Below are 14573 nucleotides of genomic sequence, written 5' to 3'. Positions count from 1 at the left end.
GTTTCTATCCACGCACTCGTGTAGAGTGCGACTGCGAAAATGAGCCGAAAACATAACAAATTGACTTCATTTTGATCAAAATAACACGAAAATGATGTTTTCACAATACATTTTAACACCTGATAACTTACAAACGACGCATATTTTTACACATTATAGAAAAATATTGGTGCGGGTGTCCCAGCAAATTTATGTGCACCTCACATCCGCACCAGACGATTCAAGCTGCTTTTACGCTACAATCGCCCTCAACCACTACCACTACCACTATGACTGTACCTAGCGCACGATGTAACGTTCAAAATACTTTTCCACTCTCGCTTGCAAGGCAGACAATATCGTACTAAAAAATAAATAGACAAGCGCCACTTCGCAGTATACGAGCATAGGCTCGTAGGTTGTCGCCGCAATCTGCTGTGCGCGCTGGAACATCTCCGTTACCGTAATAGTCGCAGCAAGCGACGTATCCTTAACTAAGCTAATAAATGAATTCGATAACGGGGGCACAGAGACACGTGCTGCTTGCGGCAAAATAATACGGCGCAAAATCTGAGGACGCGTCATACCAAGCGAGTCCGCTGCCTCCCATTGCCCTTGCGAGATCGAGTTGATTGCAGCCCGCAGCACCTCTGAATTGTAAGCACCCACACTCAAAGTAAAACCTATAATAGCGGCTGGAAACGCACCAATAGTAATCCCCACACTAGGCAATCCATAAAAAATAATAAACAACTGCACCAGCAGCGGTGTCCCTCGTATAATCCACACATAAAATTGAGCAAGCCACACGAGCGGCTTAATAGAAGAAAGGCGAGCCAGTGCTGTCAATAAAGCCAGCACAAGCCCGAGCCCAAATGAAATTAACGTAAGCGGCACAGCAAATAATAATCCCGCTTTTAACATTGGCCATAACGAGTCAATAAATATATCCCAATATCGATTCACAAGTGATCACCCGACTACTTCGAAATATCTGCGTTAAAATATTTTTTGGAAATAGTCAGGTAAGTCCCGTCTGCCTTCATGTCTGCAAGCGCCTTGTTAAGTGCATCTACCAGCGTTTGCTCCCCTTTACGCAGCAAAATACCGCTGCTTGAAGCACTTTCATGCTCCGCTACTACTTTAACTTTAGCCTCTGGACGATGCTTCTTAAAGTCAAGGAAGGAAAGTCCATCGTTTACGGTAGCATCGATACGCTTGGATACGAGCAGTTCAATCGCCTGATTAAAGCCGTCCGTCTGCACGATGTCAGCGCCATTCGCTTTTGCCAGCTCTGTCAAATTGGAAGTTAAGGATTGGCCCGCCTTTTTCCCTTTCAAATCTGCAAATGACTTCACATCCTGGTTATCCTCGTGTACGATCAGTACGGCTTTGGATACACTGTACGGATCAGAAAAGTCATACTTCTTCTTACGCTCATCATTTATGGATACTTGGTTGGCGACAAGATCAAATCGCTTGGCATCCAGTCCAGCAAACATCCCATCCCACTTCGCTTCGGAAAACTCGGCTGTTACACCTAATCGCTTCGCTATTTCCTCCGCAATCTCAACGTCAAAGCCGGTCAGCTTCCCGCTTTCATCATGATACGTAAACGGGGGATAGGTTCCCTCTGTACCAATCCGAATCTTGCCATTAGCCTTAATTTCCCCAAGCAATCCCGCTTCCGCAGTTCCTTTTCCCGCCTCTGACTTCGTATTCCCGTTCTGGCCACCGCATGCCGCCATCACCATTGTAAATGCGATCAGCAATAAAGCTAATGTTCTCTTTTTCATACCGTAGCCCCCCAAATAACTAGTTATAGGATCATGCTTCATCTTGATAACTTTACAATTGCTACCTGATTCAGACGATGATTGTTCCGATAATATCACGCTTTCCGGAACTGCACAACACTTTTTCACACAAATCCGATATGGTAACTATAGTATATCAATATGGCGTGATAAGCCCCTATTATTCCTCGTTATTTTTTCCAAGCCCCCACACTTCTATGTAGTTAGAATCGGTCTGCTTGATAGGTGTTGTAAAAGTGCAGTATTTGATCAAACATATCTACTTGATTCCCCGTGACTCCTGGTGACTGCTGCACATGCTGAATTATAAAATCTACGTTGCTGTCCACCGATGTAGCTTTATGAATACCGACATAACGAGGATTAAGACCTTGTAGAAACGTGAAATACGTCAGCTGCGGCTTAACAAGCTGTAAATGCTTCATAAAATTCCTTCTCCTTTTGGAAAAGTCCGCCTCCTTGCGCGCACGCAGCTCCTCCTCCTCTATCCATAAGGCTACGTAAGCGTCTGGAAAAGCGATCTCTTGCTGTATCAGTTTCTCTCTTAACCATGCTCCCTGTTGTTGCACCGAAAGACCATTGTCGCCAAATACCCAGTCATACCATAGTTTAAAAATATCACCATCCAAAATAACGTAATCGTACTTCAAACTTTGCTCCTTTGCGATGATCCATCGATCAAGCTGCCGCTCCAACAACCATTTTGACAACGCTTCGCCTTGTAAATTAGACACCTGAAAAAGCTCTCTAGTCTCCGGTACGATATATGTATGATAGCGGTGGGCAAACGCTTTGCATGTGGTGCTCTTCCCTACCGCACTAGTTCCTTCTAAACAGATGATGCTCATCGTCGATTCTCCTTTTCTACGCTCCATAATTATACACCAATTACAGCTATCAAAAAGTCTGGACACAACTGCTGCTTACATCAAAAAAAGCAAGAACGGATCTAAAGCTGCACAGCTTAGATCCGTTCTTGCTCGTTCTGCATATTTATTGAGGTGTGAGGGTAAGTCTATGCCGACTCCGGCTGTGATTCTTTGGGCGCTGGAGCCATTTTCTTCGCCAAATAAATCGCTACAATGATAGCCGTAATCCCCCCAACTAATTTGCCCACAATCATCGGGAAGATCATCTCTTTAGCAACCCCTGCCGTAAAGCCAAGGTGATCACCAAACACAAATGCAGCAGACACGGCAAAAGCAACGTTAATCACTTTTCCACGCGCATCCATATCCTTCATCATACCAAACATCGGAATGACGTTTGCAAGCGTAGCTACCATGCCGGCAGCGGCTATTTCATTCATGCCGAGCAATTTACCAAGCTTCATAAGCGGCTTGTTAAATACTTTTGTAATGACAAATACCATTGCAAATGCGCCGGCCAGGACGATCGAAATGTCGCCGACAATTTTGATGCCTTCCTCAATCGGAGCCAAGCCCGGAATAATCGTAATATCTGTAAGCTGCTGAGTAATACCAACTGCCAGCCCTAATGTGGCCACAACGACGATAAATTGACCAAAAATCGTAAAGCCCTTAATCATTCCATTCGGGAATCGCCATAAGCCAAGGACGATTAGTGCGGCAAACAAAATAATTGGCACGAGGTTAGCCAAGATCATGCCGATCGAATACCCGGCAACCAATCCGCCGATTAAACATCCAAGCGGAATCGTGACGATACCAGCCAATACTCCGGTAGCTAAATATTTTTGATCTTCCTTTTTAATAATGCCAAGCGCAACCGGAATAATAAATACAATGGTTGGTCCAAGCATCGCACCCAGAATCGTTCCTGCAAACAAGCCCGCTTCCGGTGTCTTCGCTAACTCCATAGCTAGCGAGTACCCACCCATGTCATTAGCTAGCAGCGTAGTTGCAAACATGGCTGGATCTGCGCCAAGGGCACTGTACAGCGGAACTACGATCGGACTTAGCAGCTTGGCAAGTACGGGAGAAAGGGAAATAATCCCTACCATCGCAAGGGTGAGCGATCCCATCGCCATGAGCCCCTCATCGAATTGATGTCCCAAGCCAAATTTATACCCTATACACTTGTCGATGGCACCAAGAACCATGAAAATGACCATGCCATAAATGATAATTTCATTAATTTCCACGAAAGTGCTCCTCCATTCTTTTGATGCGTGTTCAACAGCTCTTTGCGTATGTGTTCAAATCCAATTGTGCATCATTCTGCATTGAACAACCTGTTAGCGGAAATGTTGCTTGATTTCCTCTGTAGGGGAACGCAGCACGGCATGGTGAACGATTCGCTTCTGCTCCATGGAGGACACAAACACCTTCATGCCCTGCTCCACGTCGCTGACACTTCCCGTAAACACGGCAAGAAACTTGCCGCCAATCGCCATGCCAAGGTTCATTTTTTTCACATGAATATGACACTGCTTTAAAGCTTCATTTAGAGCGTACATACCTGAAGATACGGTGGACGTTTCCACAATACCAACAGCATCTACGGGATGTGTTGAGTAGCGCCGCTTCAATCCTTCTATAACCTCTGGATGAACACCATGCAGCGTAAAGTCACTGATGCGATATTCCCCTGCTTCCGCTATTGCAGCGTTCATTGCCACCTCTACATCTGCGGTGTCACCACTTATAATGATCAGAAACTTTCCCGGGCAGATAGGCTTAAGATGATGAACCAACACGGGTGAAGTTTTAAGCATTTGATCCGCTGTTTCGTAACCTTTACTTATGCTGCGCAGCTCAATCACACCGATCGCACTACTCATGGGCGACCTCAATCGAGTCAACGATCCCTACGATAACTGCGTCAACAGGCACATCCCCATTAGTAAGCGATGCTCGGGCTGCGCTTCCTGTCGTTACTAGCACAGTGTCGCCAATACCTGCTCCTGCATTATCGGCAGCTACAAAAATGTCGCGCTGATCCGGCAGTTCATCATACGCAAGCGGTTGCACCATCAGGAAGGTCAGTCCATTCAGCTTATTGTCCTTGCGGGTAGCCCACAGGCTGCCCACCACTTTTCCTACGATCATAAGCTCACCTCGCCGTTATCTTCTGTGTACCTGCATCTGCTGCATCCGTAAATAGTCCTGAGCTAGCGGTGTAATAATACTGTGCTGACCAATCACAATTTCATTCCGATTTTGAAGACGCCACTTCTTCACTTCCGCTTCCGTAATCACTTTACAAGTTAATACTTCCGGGAGCGGTTGCTGCTGTTCTGCAAGTCTCAAACGATCGCCCGCTGAGCTTATTCCAGTCTGATGAGCATGTGCTGCTTGCTCGGCCTTTACAACTGGAGTACTTTCGTTTGGTTGAGCATTTCGAACAGCCTGAATATGTTGATCACCTGTTGCCTGACCATGTTCGTGTACAATTTGCTCTAGGTCTGCCTCACGAATGAACTGAACGCCATAGCTAGACAGCTTGTCTACCCATCCGTCGTACAGCTTATATAACAGAACCGGGGCGGTTGACTTATATTTGCGGTACACTAGTCCTTCTTCCAAAGCTACCACTTGTTTGCCCTTCAACAGCATCGTCAGCACGAATCGCTCACGCGCACCTGCACTAATGCCTTGTGCAAGATTGGACAGCAGTTGGATACACAGCTGCGGAATGACAAGCAGATCACATTCTCTCATCGACTCCTCGTAGTAACACAGCTCATCCGCTTCATTTAAGTTCAAGCCACGTTCCAGTGCAGGCATCTTCTCCGTGGACATGACAACGATGCGTCGTTTCTGTATGGGAGGTTCATCCGCAGATACGTGTACGTGTGCCAAGCGCTTCAGCACCTCCGCCGTCACCGCTTGTATAAGTGCCGCACGTTCTTGAGCTTCTATGTTCATCTTTTCACACTCCTAAACCTAGATGCTCTTCTTGATGATCTTGCCCTTCGTCCCTTTCACAAAGCCACAAGCATTCGCTTCATCATAATCAATATGCATGTACGTCTCATAATTGGCGCTTACACGTACCAGCACATCGTCAAAAATAAGCGGTCGTTTCCCATATACTTTGACCTGGACGATCTCACCATTGGTCACATTCAATTTCCCAGCATCTTCTGCCTTCACATGAATATGACGTTGTGCAGCAATCAAGCCGCGCTCCAGTCGGATCATGCTGCTGCCCGAAGCAATGATAATGCCAGGCGTGCCTTCCAGCTTGCCGCTTTCACTCACTGGCACTTGTACACCTAATACAACGGCGTCTGTCTGCGATACTTCTACCTGAGATTCCTTACGTTCAGGTCCGAGCACAACCACATTATGCAGCGTACCTTTTGGACCGATCAGCGTCACTCGCTCCTTGCAAGCGTATTGCCCAGGCTGAGATAGATCGCGTGCCTTCGTTAATTGATAACCTTCTCCAAACAAAACATCGATTGTCGCTCTGTCCAAATGAACATGCTTACCCGATGCTTCGATCTCAATGCAGCTTTCTTCCTGTACACGTTTAACGACTTCATTAATGATACTTGTTACCAGTTCGTTATCCACCATTCTCACCTCATGAATTGTACTGTCCTACGCGAATCCGAAACATAATAATCCAGAACAACGAAGACAACCGATTTAACGTGCGGATAATATCCTCGCGCTCCGCGTTTCCGTGTTCCTGCTTAAAGGCCTGATAAGCCAGTAGCTCCGTCTCCCGCGTCATGGTGCGCAACGCATTTATGACAACAACCGCTTCGCCCATATCATAGCTGGGTTGAAAATGTTCCAATCCAAAATACTTCTTAGGAAAATGGGACTGCTCGCGCAGTTCCTTAGGTGTCATCCCAAGCAAGTGAAACTCTTCGATACTTTCGCTTAACACTTCACAACGTACAATTTTCCGTACGAATTGTAATATTTCTTCCAGATCTTCAACCAATTTGAACATCTTTAACTTTTGACAGCTAATTTGTGCCTCTAACAGTTTCGTTTCCAGTGAATCAAGCTTGCCGCGGAATAATATCCGGGGATGGTCTTTAAACACAAGCATGTTGCCGTATAAATGAGTCATGTGCTCCGGCTTCGTTTCCAAAAAACCACCGTACAACGTACGAAAACGCTTTTTGCCTTCTGTGGCCGGCTCCACGTCTAAATTTTTAGTAATTTGAAGCTTTACTTCTTTTGTCGGTTCCGTGACCATAGTTTCAGTTGTGGTCTCGGGAGTCTTCACATAACGAAGCTCAATCTGATGATCGGTTAAAAAGCTCTTTGCCGAAGGGGTCAGGATAGTGCCTGCCGCTGCCTCGTATACCGCAATTTCTTTCATATTTTGATTTCGAAAGTGCTTGCGCAACTCGCTCTCCGTAATTACAGCCATGTTTTCACATCCTTTTACTCGCGGTCTTCTGAGCCGCTGGCGTTAGGGCCGCGACAGGTAGCAGAAGGATGCAGACTGCTCCGCACCCTTCCTCGCTCCTGATCTATTTGGCTTGTCCGGAAGTTGACTTATTCAACGATTTTAGTCTTAGGCAAAATAGCGTCCACTTCTGAATGTGGTCTTGGAATTACATGCACGGACAGCAATTCGCCGACACGCTCAGCCGCTGCTGCGCCTGCATCTGTAGCTGCTTTAACTGCGCCTACATCTCCGCGAACCATTACCGTTACAAGGCCTGCACCGATTTGTTCTTTACCAATCAACGTTACGTTTGCTGCTTTTACCATTGCATCTGCTGCTTCAATTGCACCAACGAGACCTTTAGTTTCAACCATTCCCAATGCGTTTGCGTTTGCCATTTTAAAATTCCTCCCAAGTATATGTTAAATGTAGTGTATAACCTTAAATGATGAAGCCTGTCTCACGATCGCTCTCATCGCGAGCACGTTCCAACAATCCGACTTACATTTCTGCTAAAATACGTGTCACAATCATGCTGATCAACTGTTCTTTATCGTTGACACTCAAGTTTGCCAGTGAAGACTGTGATGCTGGCTGCTTCTCTGTTAAATCTTCCAATTCTCTCAGCCCGTATGCCATTCTGCGAATGTTAAGCAAATTAAGCGGGCTAATGTTGTCTGAAGTCGAGCTGCCGCCAACAGCGCCGCAGCCAAGCGTCAGTGCCGGAGCAAGCGCAGTCGTTGCACCGATACCGCCAAGTGCCCCAGCCGTGTTAACGAGCAAACGGGATACCGGCTTCTTCAACGCGAATTGGCGCACGATGTCTTCATTCTCCGAATGAATAATCATCGTATGACCTGCACCTTCCCCGTTCAAGATCTCGATGCAGCGTGCACACGCCGCTTCCCAGTTCTCTTCTGTGTAAAACGCCAAAATTGGAGCCAACTTCTCGCGAGAATACGGCACATTGTGCCCAACACGTGTTTCTTCAGCGATGAGCACGCGAGTGCCCGCTGGAACTTGCAAGTTCGCCAGCTTGGCGATGTGCTCTACGCTGCGGCCGACGATTTGCGGGTTCATCGTGCCGTTGGCCCGCATAATGAAGCGGCCGAGTTGTGCAGCTTGTTCAGCGGAGAGGAAATACGCTCCCTGCTTCTTGAACTCCGCCACAACTGCCTCTTTGCTGCATGCCTCAACGACAACCGATTGCTCCGACGCACAGATCGTACCATTGTCAAACGTCTTCGAATCGAGAATACGTTTAACAGCAAGCGGGATATTGGCACTCTGCTCGATAAATGCCGGACCATTGCCCGGACCAACACCGATTGCTGGTGTACCGGATGAATAGGCGGCCTTCACCATCGCTGTTCCGCCAGTAGCAAGTATTAAAGCTACATCGTTATGCTTCATCAGTTGGTCCGTACCTTGAATGGTCGGAACCGTCATGACTGCAATCGCACCTTCTGGACAACCCGCTTGCAGTGCTGCTTCATTAATAATTTTCACGGTTTCCAAAATGCTCTTTAGTGCATTCGGATGCGGCGAGAACACAATGCTGTTTCCAGCTTTGAGTGCAATCAGCGTTTTATAGATGACAGTAGAGGTCGGGTTGGTAGATGGGATCAAGCCAGCTACTACACCGACAGGCACTGCGACCTCCATTACTTTGTGAGCTTTGTCGTCCTTTAGCACACCAACGGTTTTCATATCTTTGATCGACTCATACACATGCTTGGAAGCAAATGCATTTTTGACGATTTTGTCCTGCCAGCGGCCGAAGCCCGTTTCCTCGTTGGCCATTTTGGCGAGCTTCTCGCGATGCGTATAACCCGCATCTGCAATCGCTTTGACGATGGCGTCTATTTGTTCTTGTGTCATGACCGCCAGCTTGGCTTGCGCTTCTTTGGCCTGCTTGACCAGATTGCGGACTTCTTGAATGGATCTCAGGTCTTTATCCAATGTCTCCATCAATACTCCTTCTCTCTATCTATTTTTAAAAACTTTAGGAACTGACTTTGTTGTTACTTTTAGTTCGCTTAGCATGGCTGGCACTTTTTGCGCCGTTTGAGCTTTTTGAGCTGCTTGAGTTTTTTGCGCTGCTTGTACTACTTGTGCTTGTGCTGTTCGTGCTGTTTGAACTTCGTGTGCTGTTCGAGTTTTTCATGCTGCTCATGTTAGCGACGCTCGCGGTACTGCTTGTACTGCTTGTACTGCCTGTACTGCTGGCCACGCTCTGGCTGCTAACACTCATGCTCTGGCTGTTAGCACTATTGATACTTTCGATAGCCTTTACAGCTGGCGCCTGAGCAGCGGGCATGCTGTCCGTCCGCTCTTCGGGCGAGTTCACTGCATGCGTGTCCAGCATCGACGCATTTGCCGTTTCACTCGCTGTTGCGGCTTCCAAAGTCGAGGCAGAAGGTCCCGCCTCGCCTAACGGTGCCGGATGTGCCGCCTCTATTCCTGCGGCTGCACTGGCACAGTCTGCTGCGCCCGATGTGGCAGCAACCTCTAGCTCAGCTTTGCGCCCAAGGTTAACGTCCTCAACGGGCGCCACCTCCGCTTGATTCTCATGACAATCCACCGGATTTACCATCTTAGCGGCAGTCTCCTCATGTAATCGTGCAATGACATGACGGGTGAGAAGCACATTTAATTGTGCTGCCGTCTCCGCTCCCGCTTCCACGGCAGCCTGCACGGCTCCTACATCACCGCTAAGCTTAACAGTTACCAAGCCACCCTTAATGACCTCTACACCGATACAAGTAACACTTGCAGCCTTTAAGGCAGCGTCAGCAGCGGCAACGGCTCCCAGATAGCCTTTTACCTCTACCAGTCCTAGTGCACTATTTCTCATCACAGGTTTCCTTAATATCCTGTAGGATTGTCTGCGACGATTTTAACCGCGTCCGCAAATGCATCACATGCGGCTTTGCAGGCGGACTGACTGCCCGTCAATAATGCACCGCCAAAGTTAGTTTCAGATGGCGGGCCAAAAAAGGCTGCAATCGTCACATCAGCGGCTTTTAACGCTGCATCCAGCGCATACATCGCTTCGAGAGGCGGAGCAATCACGTAAGCGAGTGATTCGCCTTCTTGAATGTTGGCTGTCTGGGACAAATACGTTCCTGTACGAGAAACACAATGTGCGAAATACGTAATGCTGTTATCCTCATTGGCACTCACAAAGTGGACGCCGCTCTCCATCACATTCACAACCGCGTTTAAGCCGCTGCGTACTTCCTCGGGGCTTGGACCAGCAATAATACCGATTACTTCACCGGCTAGCTTGGTTGAAGCATTTGCTGAGCCAGCGTACATACTTTTGGCGTACACCACATCTACTGCGGCTGCTTTGGTTGCTTCATCAAGTGCCACATAAGTGACATCATCAATATCAGCGGTAATGATTCCCAAGCTCTTATGATGCGGTTTTAGCTCCAACCGGCTTGCCATGTCCTGACTGACGTTCGAAATCAGCTTCATGCCCAATACTGTTGCGCGAATCGGTTCGTTTCTCATATGAGCCTCCTTGCCATTTTCTATAATTTCAGATCAATACCCGATGCTTTACGATCGATCATCGTCTTCATTAATTCAGCAATATGCGCTCCTGCCTCTACAGCTGGCGTGCCACCAGAGTGAATGTTAGAGATGACGGTGCGTCTCGCCTCTGGCATCCCTACAGTTGGCTTGTAAGCGATATATGCGCTCATCGATTCTGCTGTAACTAGACCTGGACGTTCACCTACCAGCAAACAAATGACATCCGCTTCGGTTACATCCCCGATGACATCCATCGAAGGAACACGGCAATGCTTCACAAACAAAATGTTGCCGACATCAATGCCGTACATTTTAAGACCTTGCGTAATTGCGGGCACGATGTCGCGCAAATTGGCCTCAATGGCAGCAGAACTTAAGCCGTCGCCAACCATCAACTGCACTTTGGCTTGCTTGATTGTATGTTTCTTGATCTGTTCAACCATGTCAGGTGAAAACTGGCGCCCTAAGTCAGGTCGTGTAATATATTCATCCTTATCCCGACACATCGTCTCTATCGCTACCAGGTTCATTTCCTTCACAAAGTCTTCCGACACGTAGGAAAATACAGCATCCTGTGCAGCAGCATGGTCAGCGCGGAATCGCAGCGACGTAATCGTCTTGTAACGCGGACCTGCACGCCACACGCCAAGTCGAGCGGGCGTTTTTTCTTTCATTTTCATATAACCTTCACGGTCTGCGGGTTCGGGAACGAGCAGTAGCTTCCGCAGGTCTATTTCTGTAATGTCATCCAAATAGTCGTCGTTGTCCTCAACGGTCTGCTCTTGGGCTGACATCGACTCATGTCCTTCTGTCTGACCTTCTGCACGGTTTGCTTTCCCTGCTTTCCCTGCTGTTTCTGCCGGCATGCTCGTTTGCATAAGCCCTGCAGATTGTACTTCTGGCTTCACCACTTGTGGAGCAGCAGTCGGAGCTGTAGGCGTTGTCGCAGCAGCCGCTGCTCCCTGCTCTCCTGGCGCCGCACCTACCATTTCATTCAAAATCGATTCAATCATGGATTTCAGATCTTTTTCGTTCATGATAGCTACCTCCCTTCCTTATTTCAGAAATACAGACGCGTCGCCGGCTTTTTTAGTGAGCTTCCCATTTTCAATAAAGCCCATCTTCTCCATCCACTGCTCAAACTCACGGATTGGTCGTAAACCTAGCAACTCGCGCAAAGTAGCGGTCTCATGATATCCGGTCGTCTGATAATTAAGCATGACATCATCACCATGCGGGATGCCCATAAAGAAGTTGCAGCCTGCCGCAGACAACAGCACCGACAAGTTCTCCAAATCGTTCTGATCGGCCTTCATATGGTTCGTATAACAAGCGTCACAGCCCATCGAAATGCCTGTCAGCTTGCCCATAAAGTGATCTTCCAGACCCGCGCGTATAACTTGCTTTGCATCGTACAAATATTCAGGGCCGATAAAGCCAACTACCGTATTCACGAGAAACGGATTATATTTCTTCGCAAAGCCATAGCAGCGCGCTTCCATCGTCACTTGGTCGATTCCGTGGTGCGCTTCCGACGACAGCTCCGAACCTTGCCCCGTCTCGAAGTACATGACGTTTGGTCCTGCAACTTGCCCCTGACGAAGCACAAGCTCCTGCGCCTCCTCGATCGTTGCCGCGTCAAAACCAAACGCCGCATTGCCTTTTTGCGAGCCGGCAATAGATTGGAAGATCAAACCTGTCGGTGCGCCACGCTTGACGGCTTCCATCTGTGTTGTGACATGGGCCAACACGCACGTTTGTGTCGGTATTTCCCACTTCTGGCGGAATTCCTCAAACCGCTTCAGTACACGAGTTACACTTTCGACGGAATCGTCAACCGGATTAAGACCAAGCACCGCATCCCCGATACCAAAGGTCAGCCCTTCCATTAACGAAGCCATAATACCGTCAGGATCATCGGTTGGATGATTCGGCTGCAATCGTGCTGACAACGTACCTGAACGACCAATCGTCGTATTTGCAGTTGCTGTAATCCGGATTTTTTTTGCTCCGTACATCAAATCAAGATTGGACATAATCTTGGCAACCGCAGCTACCATCTCCGATGTCAAACCACGAGATACACGTTTGATATCCGACTCTGTTGTATTTTCATTCAAAATCCATTCGCGCAGCTCTTCTACCGTCCAGTTCTGAATTTCACTATAAATACGTTCATTAACCTGGTCCTGAATAATGCGGGTTACTTCATCCAGTTCATAAGGAACCGCAGGATTGTTGCGCAAGTCCGACAATTTTATTTGAGACAGCACCACCTTGGCGGCCACTCGTTCCTCTGAGGAAGTCGCCCCAAGACCAGCTAACATATCTCCCGATTTTTCTTCATTGGCTTTCGCCATCACTTCCATGAGTGTGTTAAATTGATACACACGGCCAAACAATTTCGTTTTCAAAATCATAAAAGCTCCTCCTTCCAAATCCAGCTCAATTTAATGAAATACTAACGTCTTAATGACTACGGGCAGCACTTTGCCTCCCGCAATCGGCTTGCCAATGTCAATGTAGTCACCATTGTCTACCTGCACGCTGTCGATACAAACGACATCTTTCTTATAATCAAGCAGCGCATACAGCGATTGCCCCAATACCTTCGCCATATCGTGGTGAACGATGACGATGAGCGGATACTCCCGCTCCAACAGCTCCGCCATGCCCTTATACAGGCCGCGGGCATATTTCTGTACCTCTGCGAAGCTCGGGCTGCTCTTCCCTTCAATTGCAATGGCAACCCGTTGTAGATCGTTGTTTAACTTAAACCAATTCAGCTTGTCAGCAATAGCCTGTGCCAGCACCTCATCGCTGCCAGCTTCGTCTGCCCGAGTCAGCTTCAAAATAGGGATGCTTTTGATTGGAAAGCTCTCTTCCGTGTACGTAATCGTGCTGCCGCTAATCTCCGTCGTATGTGATCCGGCGCCCACGACGGTCGCCCTGATCGTTTCGGCTGAACGGGCAACGGTCATCTGCTCAGTTAATGGTGAGGCTGCAATCGCCCTGCCTAGCAAAATCCCAATATCTCCATACTGGAACACGTCACCAACTGCTTCTTTGTAAATGTAATCGGCAACTCCGCCAGAGAACGAAATACACGGAATCGGCCGCTCTAGCTTCAATCCTTTGTTCGTCACAATCGTGTCATAGAAATCACTTGGCTGACGAAGTCCAACGCTCTCTTCCAGCAGCTTGACCATTTCTCCGATAATCGGCTCAAGCGTAAGCGGCGTAACGACCATACCCAATGCCAGCTCGATCCCTCGCCGCTCTGCCAACTGCTTGATCTTCGGTGCGATATACGTAATGGCATGTGTTCCCTGATCGACCTTAATCAAGCGGCCGCCAATGTCCAGACAACCCGTATCCATCAGTTCCCCACTCGCAAATAGGGCCAAATTGCTAGTGCCTCCACCAATATCGATGTTGACAATGGCGGTGTTATGCTCCTTGGAATACGTATGTGCGCCTGCTCCTTTGGCCGCTATAATGCTTTCCAGATCTGGGCCTGCGGTAGCAACGACAAAATCCCCCGCAAAGCCACTTAACGACAGCAGCACCTCATTGGCGTTATCCTTTCGGGCTGTTTCCCCCGTAATGATGACTGCTCCTGTTTGAATCTCTTCCTTTTGAATACCAGCTTTTTGATACTGCTCTACTACAAACGTCTGGATTTGCTGCATATCGATCCGATTGTCTGCCAGCACAGGTGTGAAGCAAATATCGCTGCGATAAACAACTTCCTTATCCGTAATCACTAAGCGTGGCACCGAAAAGGCGGAAGCCATATTTTGAATATGCAGCTTTGACAGCACGAGTTGCGTCGTCGACGTCCCCATATCGATGCCTACACTTAGCAGTTCCTCGTTCACTACGCTC

16 protein-coding genes are annotated in these 14573 nt (G+C 48.1%); all 16 read right to left on the bottom strand.

The features are described from left to right. Positions 1–279: 279 nt before the first annotated feature. Positions 280–903, bottom strand: a complete 624-nt coding sequence (locus H509_RS0117290; RefSeq protein ID WP_051287385.1) for an amino acid ABC transporter permease — start codon at positions 901–903, stop codon at positions 280–282. A gap of 56 nt (positions 904–959) precedes the next feature. Further along, positions 960–1775: an amino acid ABC transporter substrate-binding protein gene (locus H509_RS0117285; RefSeq protein WP_028546190.1), complete on the bottom strand. Its 816-nt coding sequence runs from the start codon at positions 1773–1775 to the stop codon at positions 960–962. Positions 1776–1999: 224 nt separating this feature from the next. Then, the gene (locus H509_RS25740) at positions 2000–2644 is read right to left on the bottom strand and encodes a nucleoside/nucleotide kinase family protein (RefSeq protein ID WP_051287301.1); all 645 of its coding nucleotides are present in this window, start codon (positions 2642–2644) and stop codon (positions 2000–2002) included. Between the two features lie 167 nt (positions 2645–2811). After that, positions 2812–3921, bottom strand: coding sequence for an ethanolamine utilization protein EutH (eutH, locus tag H509_RS0117275; RefSeq protein WP_028546189.1), 1110 nt, complete (start codon positions 3919–3921; stop codon positions 2812–2814). A gap of 93 nt (positions 3922–4014) precedes the next feature. Beyond that, positions 4015–4560, bottom strand: a complete 546-nt coding sequence (locus H509_RS0117270) for a BMC domain-containing protein (RefSeq protein ID WP_028546188.1) — start codon at positions 4558–4560, stop codon at positions 4015–4017. Further along, positions 4553–4828, bottom strand: a complete 276-nt coding sequence (locus H509_RS0117265; RefSeq protein ID WP_028546187.1) for a EutN/CcmL family microcompartment protein — start codon at positions 4826–4828, stop codon at positions 4553–4555. Before H509_RS0117265 ends, H509_RS0117270 begins: the two co-directional genes overlap by 8 nt. A 15-nt stretch (positions 4829–4843) precedes the next feature. Continuing rightward, on the bottom strand, positions 4844–5647 hold the full coding sequence (locus H509_RS0117260) for a hypothetical protein (RefSeq protein ID WP_028546186.1): 804 nt from the start codon (positions 5645–5647) through the stop codon (positions 4844–4846). A gap of 18 nt (positions 5648–5665) precedes the next feature. After that, complete coding sequence (gene eutD, locus H509_RS0117255) at positions 5666–6301, bottom strand: ethanolamine utilization phosphate acetyltransferase EutD (protein ID WP_028546185.1); 636 nt, start codon at positions 6299–6301, stop codon at positions 5666–5668. Positions 6302–6311: 10 nt separating this feature from the next. After that, the gene (locus tag H509_RS0117250) at positions 6312–7118 is read right to left on the bottom strand and encodes an ethanolamine utilization cobalamin adenosyltransferase (protein WP_028546184.1); all 807 of its coding nucleotides are present in this window, start codon (positions 7116–7118) and stop codon (positions 6312–6314) included. Positions 7119–7246: 128 nt separating this feature from the next. Next, positions 7247–7537 (bottom strand): BMC domain-containing protein, encoded by a 291-nt coding sequence (locus tag H509_RS0117245; RefSeq protein ID WP_021252529.1) that lies wholly within the window; start codon positions 7535–7537, stop codon positions 7247–7249. Positions 7538–7640: 103 nt separating this feature from the next. Next, positions 7641–9110, bottom strand: coding sequence for an acetaldehyde dehydrogenase (acetylating) (locus H509_RS25735; protein WP_036697681.1), 1470 nt, complete (start codon positions 9108–9110; stop codon positions 7641–7643). Between the two features lie 34 nt (positions 9111–9144). After that, positions 9145–9996: a BMC domain-containing protein gene (locus H509_RS28795; RefSeq protein WP_084159248.1), complete on the bottom strand. Its 852-nt coding sequence runs from the start codon at positions 9994–9996 to the stop codon at positions 9145–9147. 11 nt (positions 9997–10007) lie between these two features. After that, positions 10008–10661, bottom strand: a complete 654-nt coding sequence (eutL, locus tag H509_RS0117230) for an ethanolamine utilization microcompartment protein EutL (RefSeq protein WP_028546183.1) — start codon at positions 10659–10661, stop codon at positions 10008–10010. A 20-nt stretch (positions 10662–10681) separates the two neighbouring features. Beyond that, entirely contained in the window at positions 10682–11722 is a 1041-nt protein-coding gene (gene eutC, locus H509_RS0117225; RefSeq protein WP_028546182.1) for an ethanolamine ammonia-lyase subunit EutC, read from the bottom strand. An 18-nt stretch (positions 11723–11740) separates the two neighbouring features. After that, complete coding sequence (locus tag H509_RS0117220; protein ID WP_028546181.1) at positions 11741–13105, bottom strand: ethanolamine ammonia-lyase subunit EutB; 1365 nt, start codon at positions 13103–13105, stop codon at positions 11741–11743. Between the two features lie 30 nt (positions 13106–13135). Beyond that, on the bottom strand, positions 13136–14566 hold the full coding sequence (gene eutA, locus H509_RS0117215; protein ID WP_028546180.1) for an ethanolamine ammonia-lyase reactivating factor EutA: 1431 nt from the start codon (positions 14564–14566) through the stop codon (positions 13136–13138). Positions 14567–14573: the final 7 nt, after the last annotated feature.

The organism is Paenibacillus taiwanensis DSM 18679 (assembly GCF_000425125.1).
Lineage (GTDB): Bacteria > Bacillota > Bacilli > Paenibacillales > Paenibacillaceae > Paenibacillus_B > Paenibacillus_B taiwanensis.
This window is presented reverse-complemented; position numbering and strand designations above follow the sequence as displayed.

Excerpts from the sequence above, each read along its gene's own strand:
- H509_RS25740 (WP_051287301.1), bottom strand. The coding sequence starts at position 2,644 with ATGAGCATCATCTGTTTAGAAGGAACTAGTGCGGTAGGGAAGAGCACC.
- H509_RS0117290 (WP_051287385.1), bottom strand. The coding sequence starts at position 903 with ATGTTAAAAGCGGGATTATTATTTGCTGTGCCGCTTACGTTAATTTCA.
- H509_RS0117220 (WP_028546181.1), bottom strand. The coding sequence starts at position 13,105 with ATGATTTTGAAAACGAAATTGTTTGGCCGTGTGTATCAATTTAACACA.
- H509_RS0117250 (WP_028546184.1), bottom strand. The coding sequence starts at position 7,118 with ATGGCTGTAATTACGGAGAGCGAGTTGCGCAAGCACTTTCGAAATCAA.
- eutL (WP_028546183.1), bottom strand. The coding sequence starts at position 10,661 with ATGAGAAACGAACCGATTCGCGCAACAGTATTGGGCATGAAGCTGATT.
- H509_RS0117245 (WP_021252529.1), bottom strand. The coding sequence starts at position 7,537 with ATGGCAAACGCAAACGCATTGGGAATGGTTGAAACTAAAGGTCTCGTT.
- eutC (WP_028546182.1), bottom strand. The coding sequence starts at position 11,722 with ATGAACGAAAAAGATCTGAAATCCATGATTGAATCGATTTTGAATGAA.
- H509_RS0117285 (WP_028546190.1), bottom strand. The coding sequence starts at position 1,775 with ATGAAAAAGAGAACATTAGCTTTATTGCTGATCGCATTTACAATGGTG.
- H509_RS0117260 (WP_028546186.1), bottom strand. The coding sequence starts at position 5,647 with ATGAACATAGAAGCTCAAGAACGTGCGGCACTTATACAAGCGGTGACG.
- H509_RS0117265 (WP_028546187.1), bottom strand. The coding sequence starts at position 4,828 with ATGATCGTAGGAAAAGTGGTGGGCAGCCTGTGGGCTACCCGCAAGGAC.
- H509_RS25735 (WP_036697681.1), bottom strand. The coding sequence starts at position 9,110 with ATGGAGACATTGGATAAAGACCTGAGATCCATTCAAGAAGTCCGCAAT.
- H509_RS0117270 (WP_028546188.1), bottom strand. The coding sequence starts at position 4,560 with ATGAGTAGTGCGATCGGTGTGATTGAGCTGCGCAGCATAAGTAAAGGT.
- H509_RS28795 (WP_084159248.1), bottom strand. The coding sequence starts at position 9,996 with ATGAGAAATAGTGCACTAGGACTGGTAGAGGTAAAAGGCTATCTGGGA.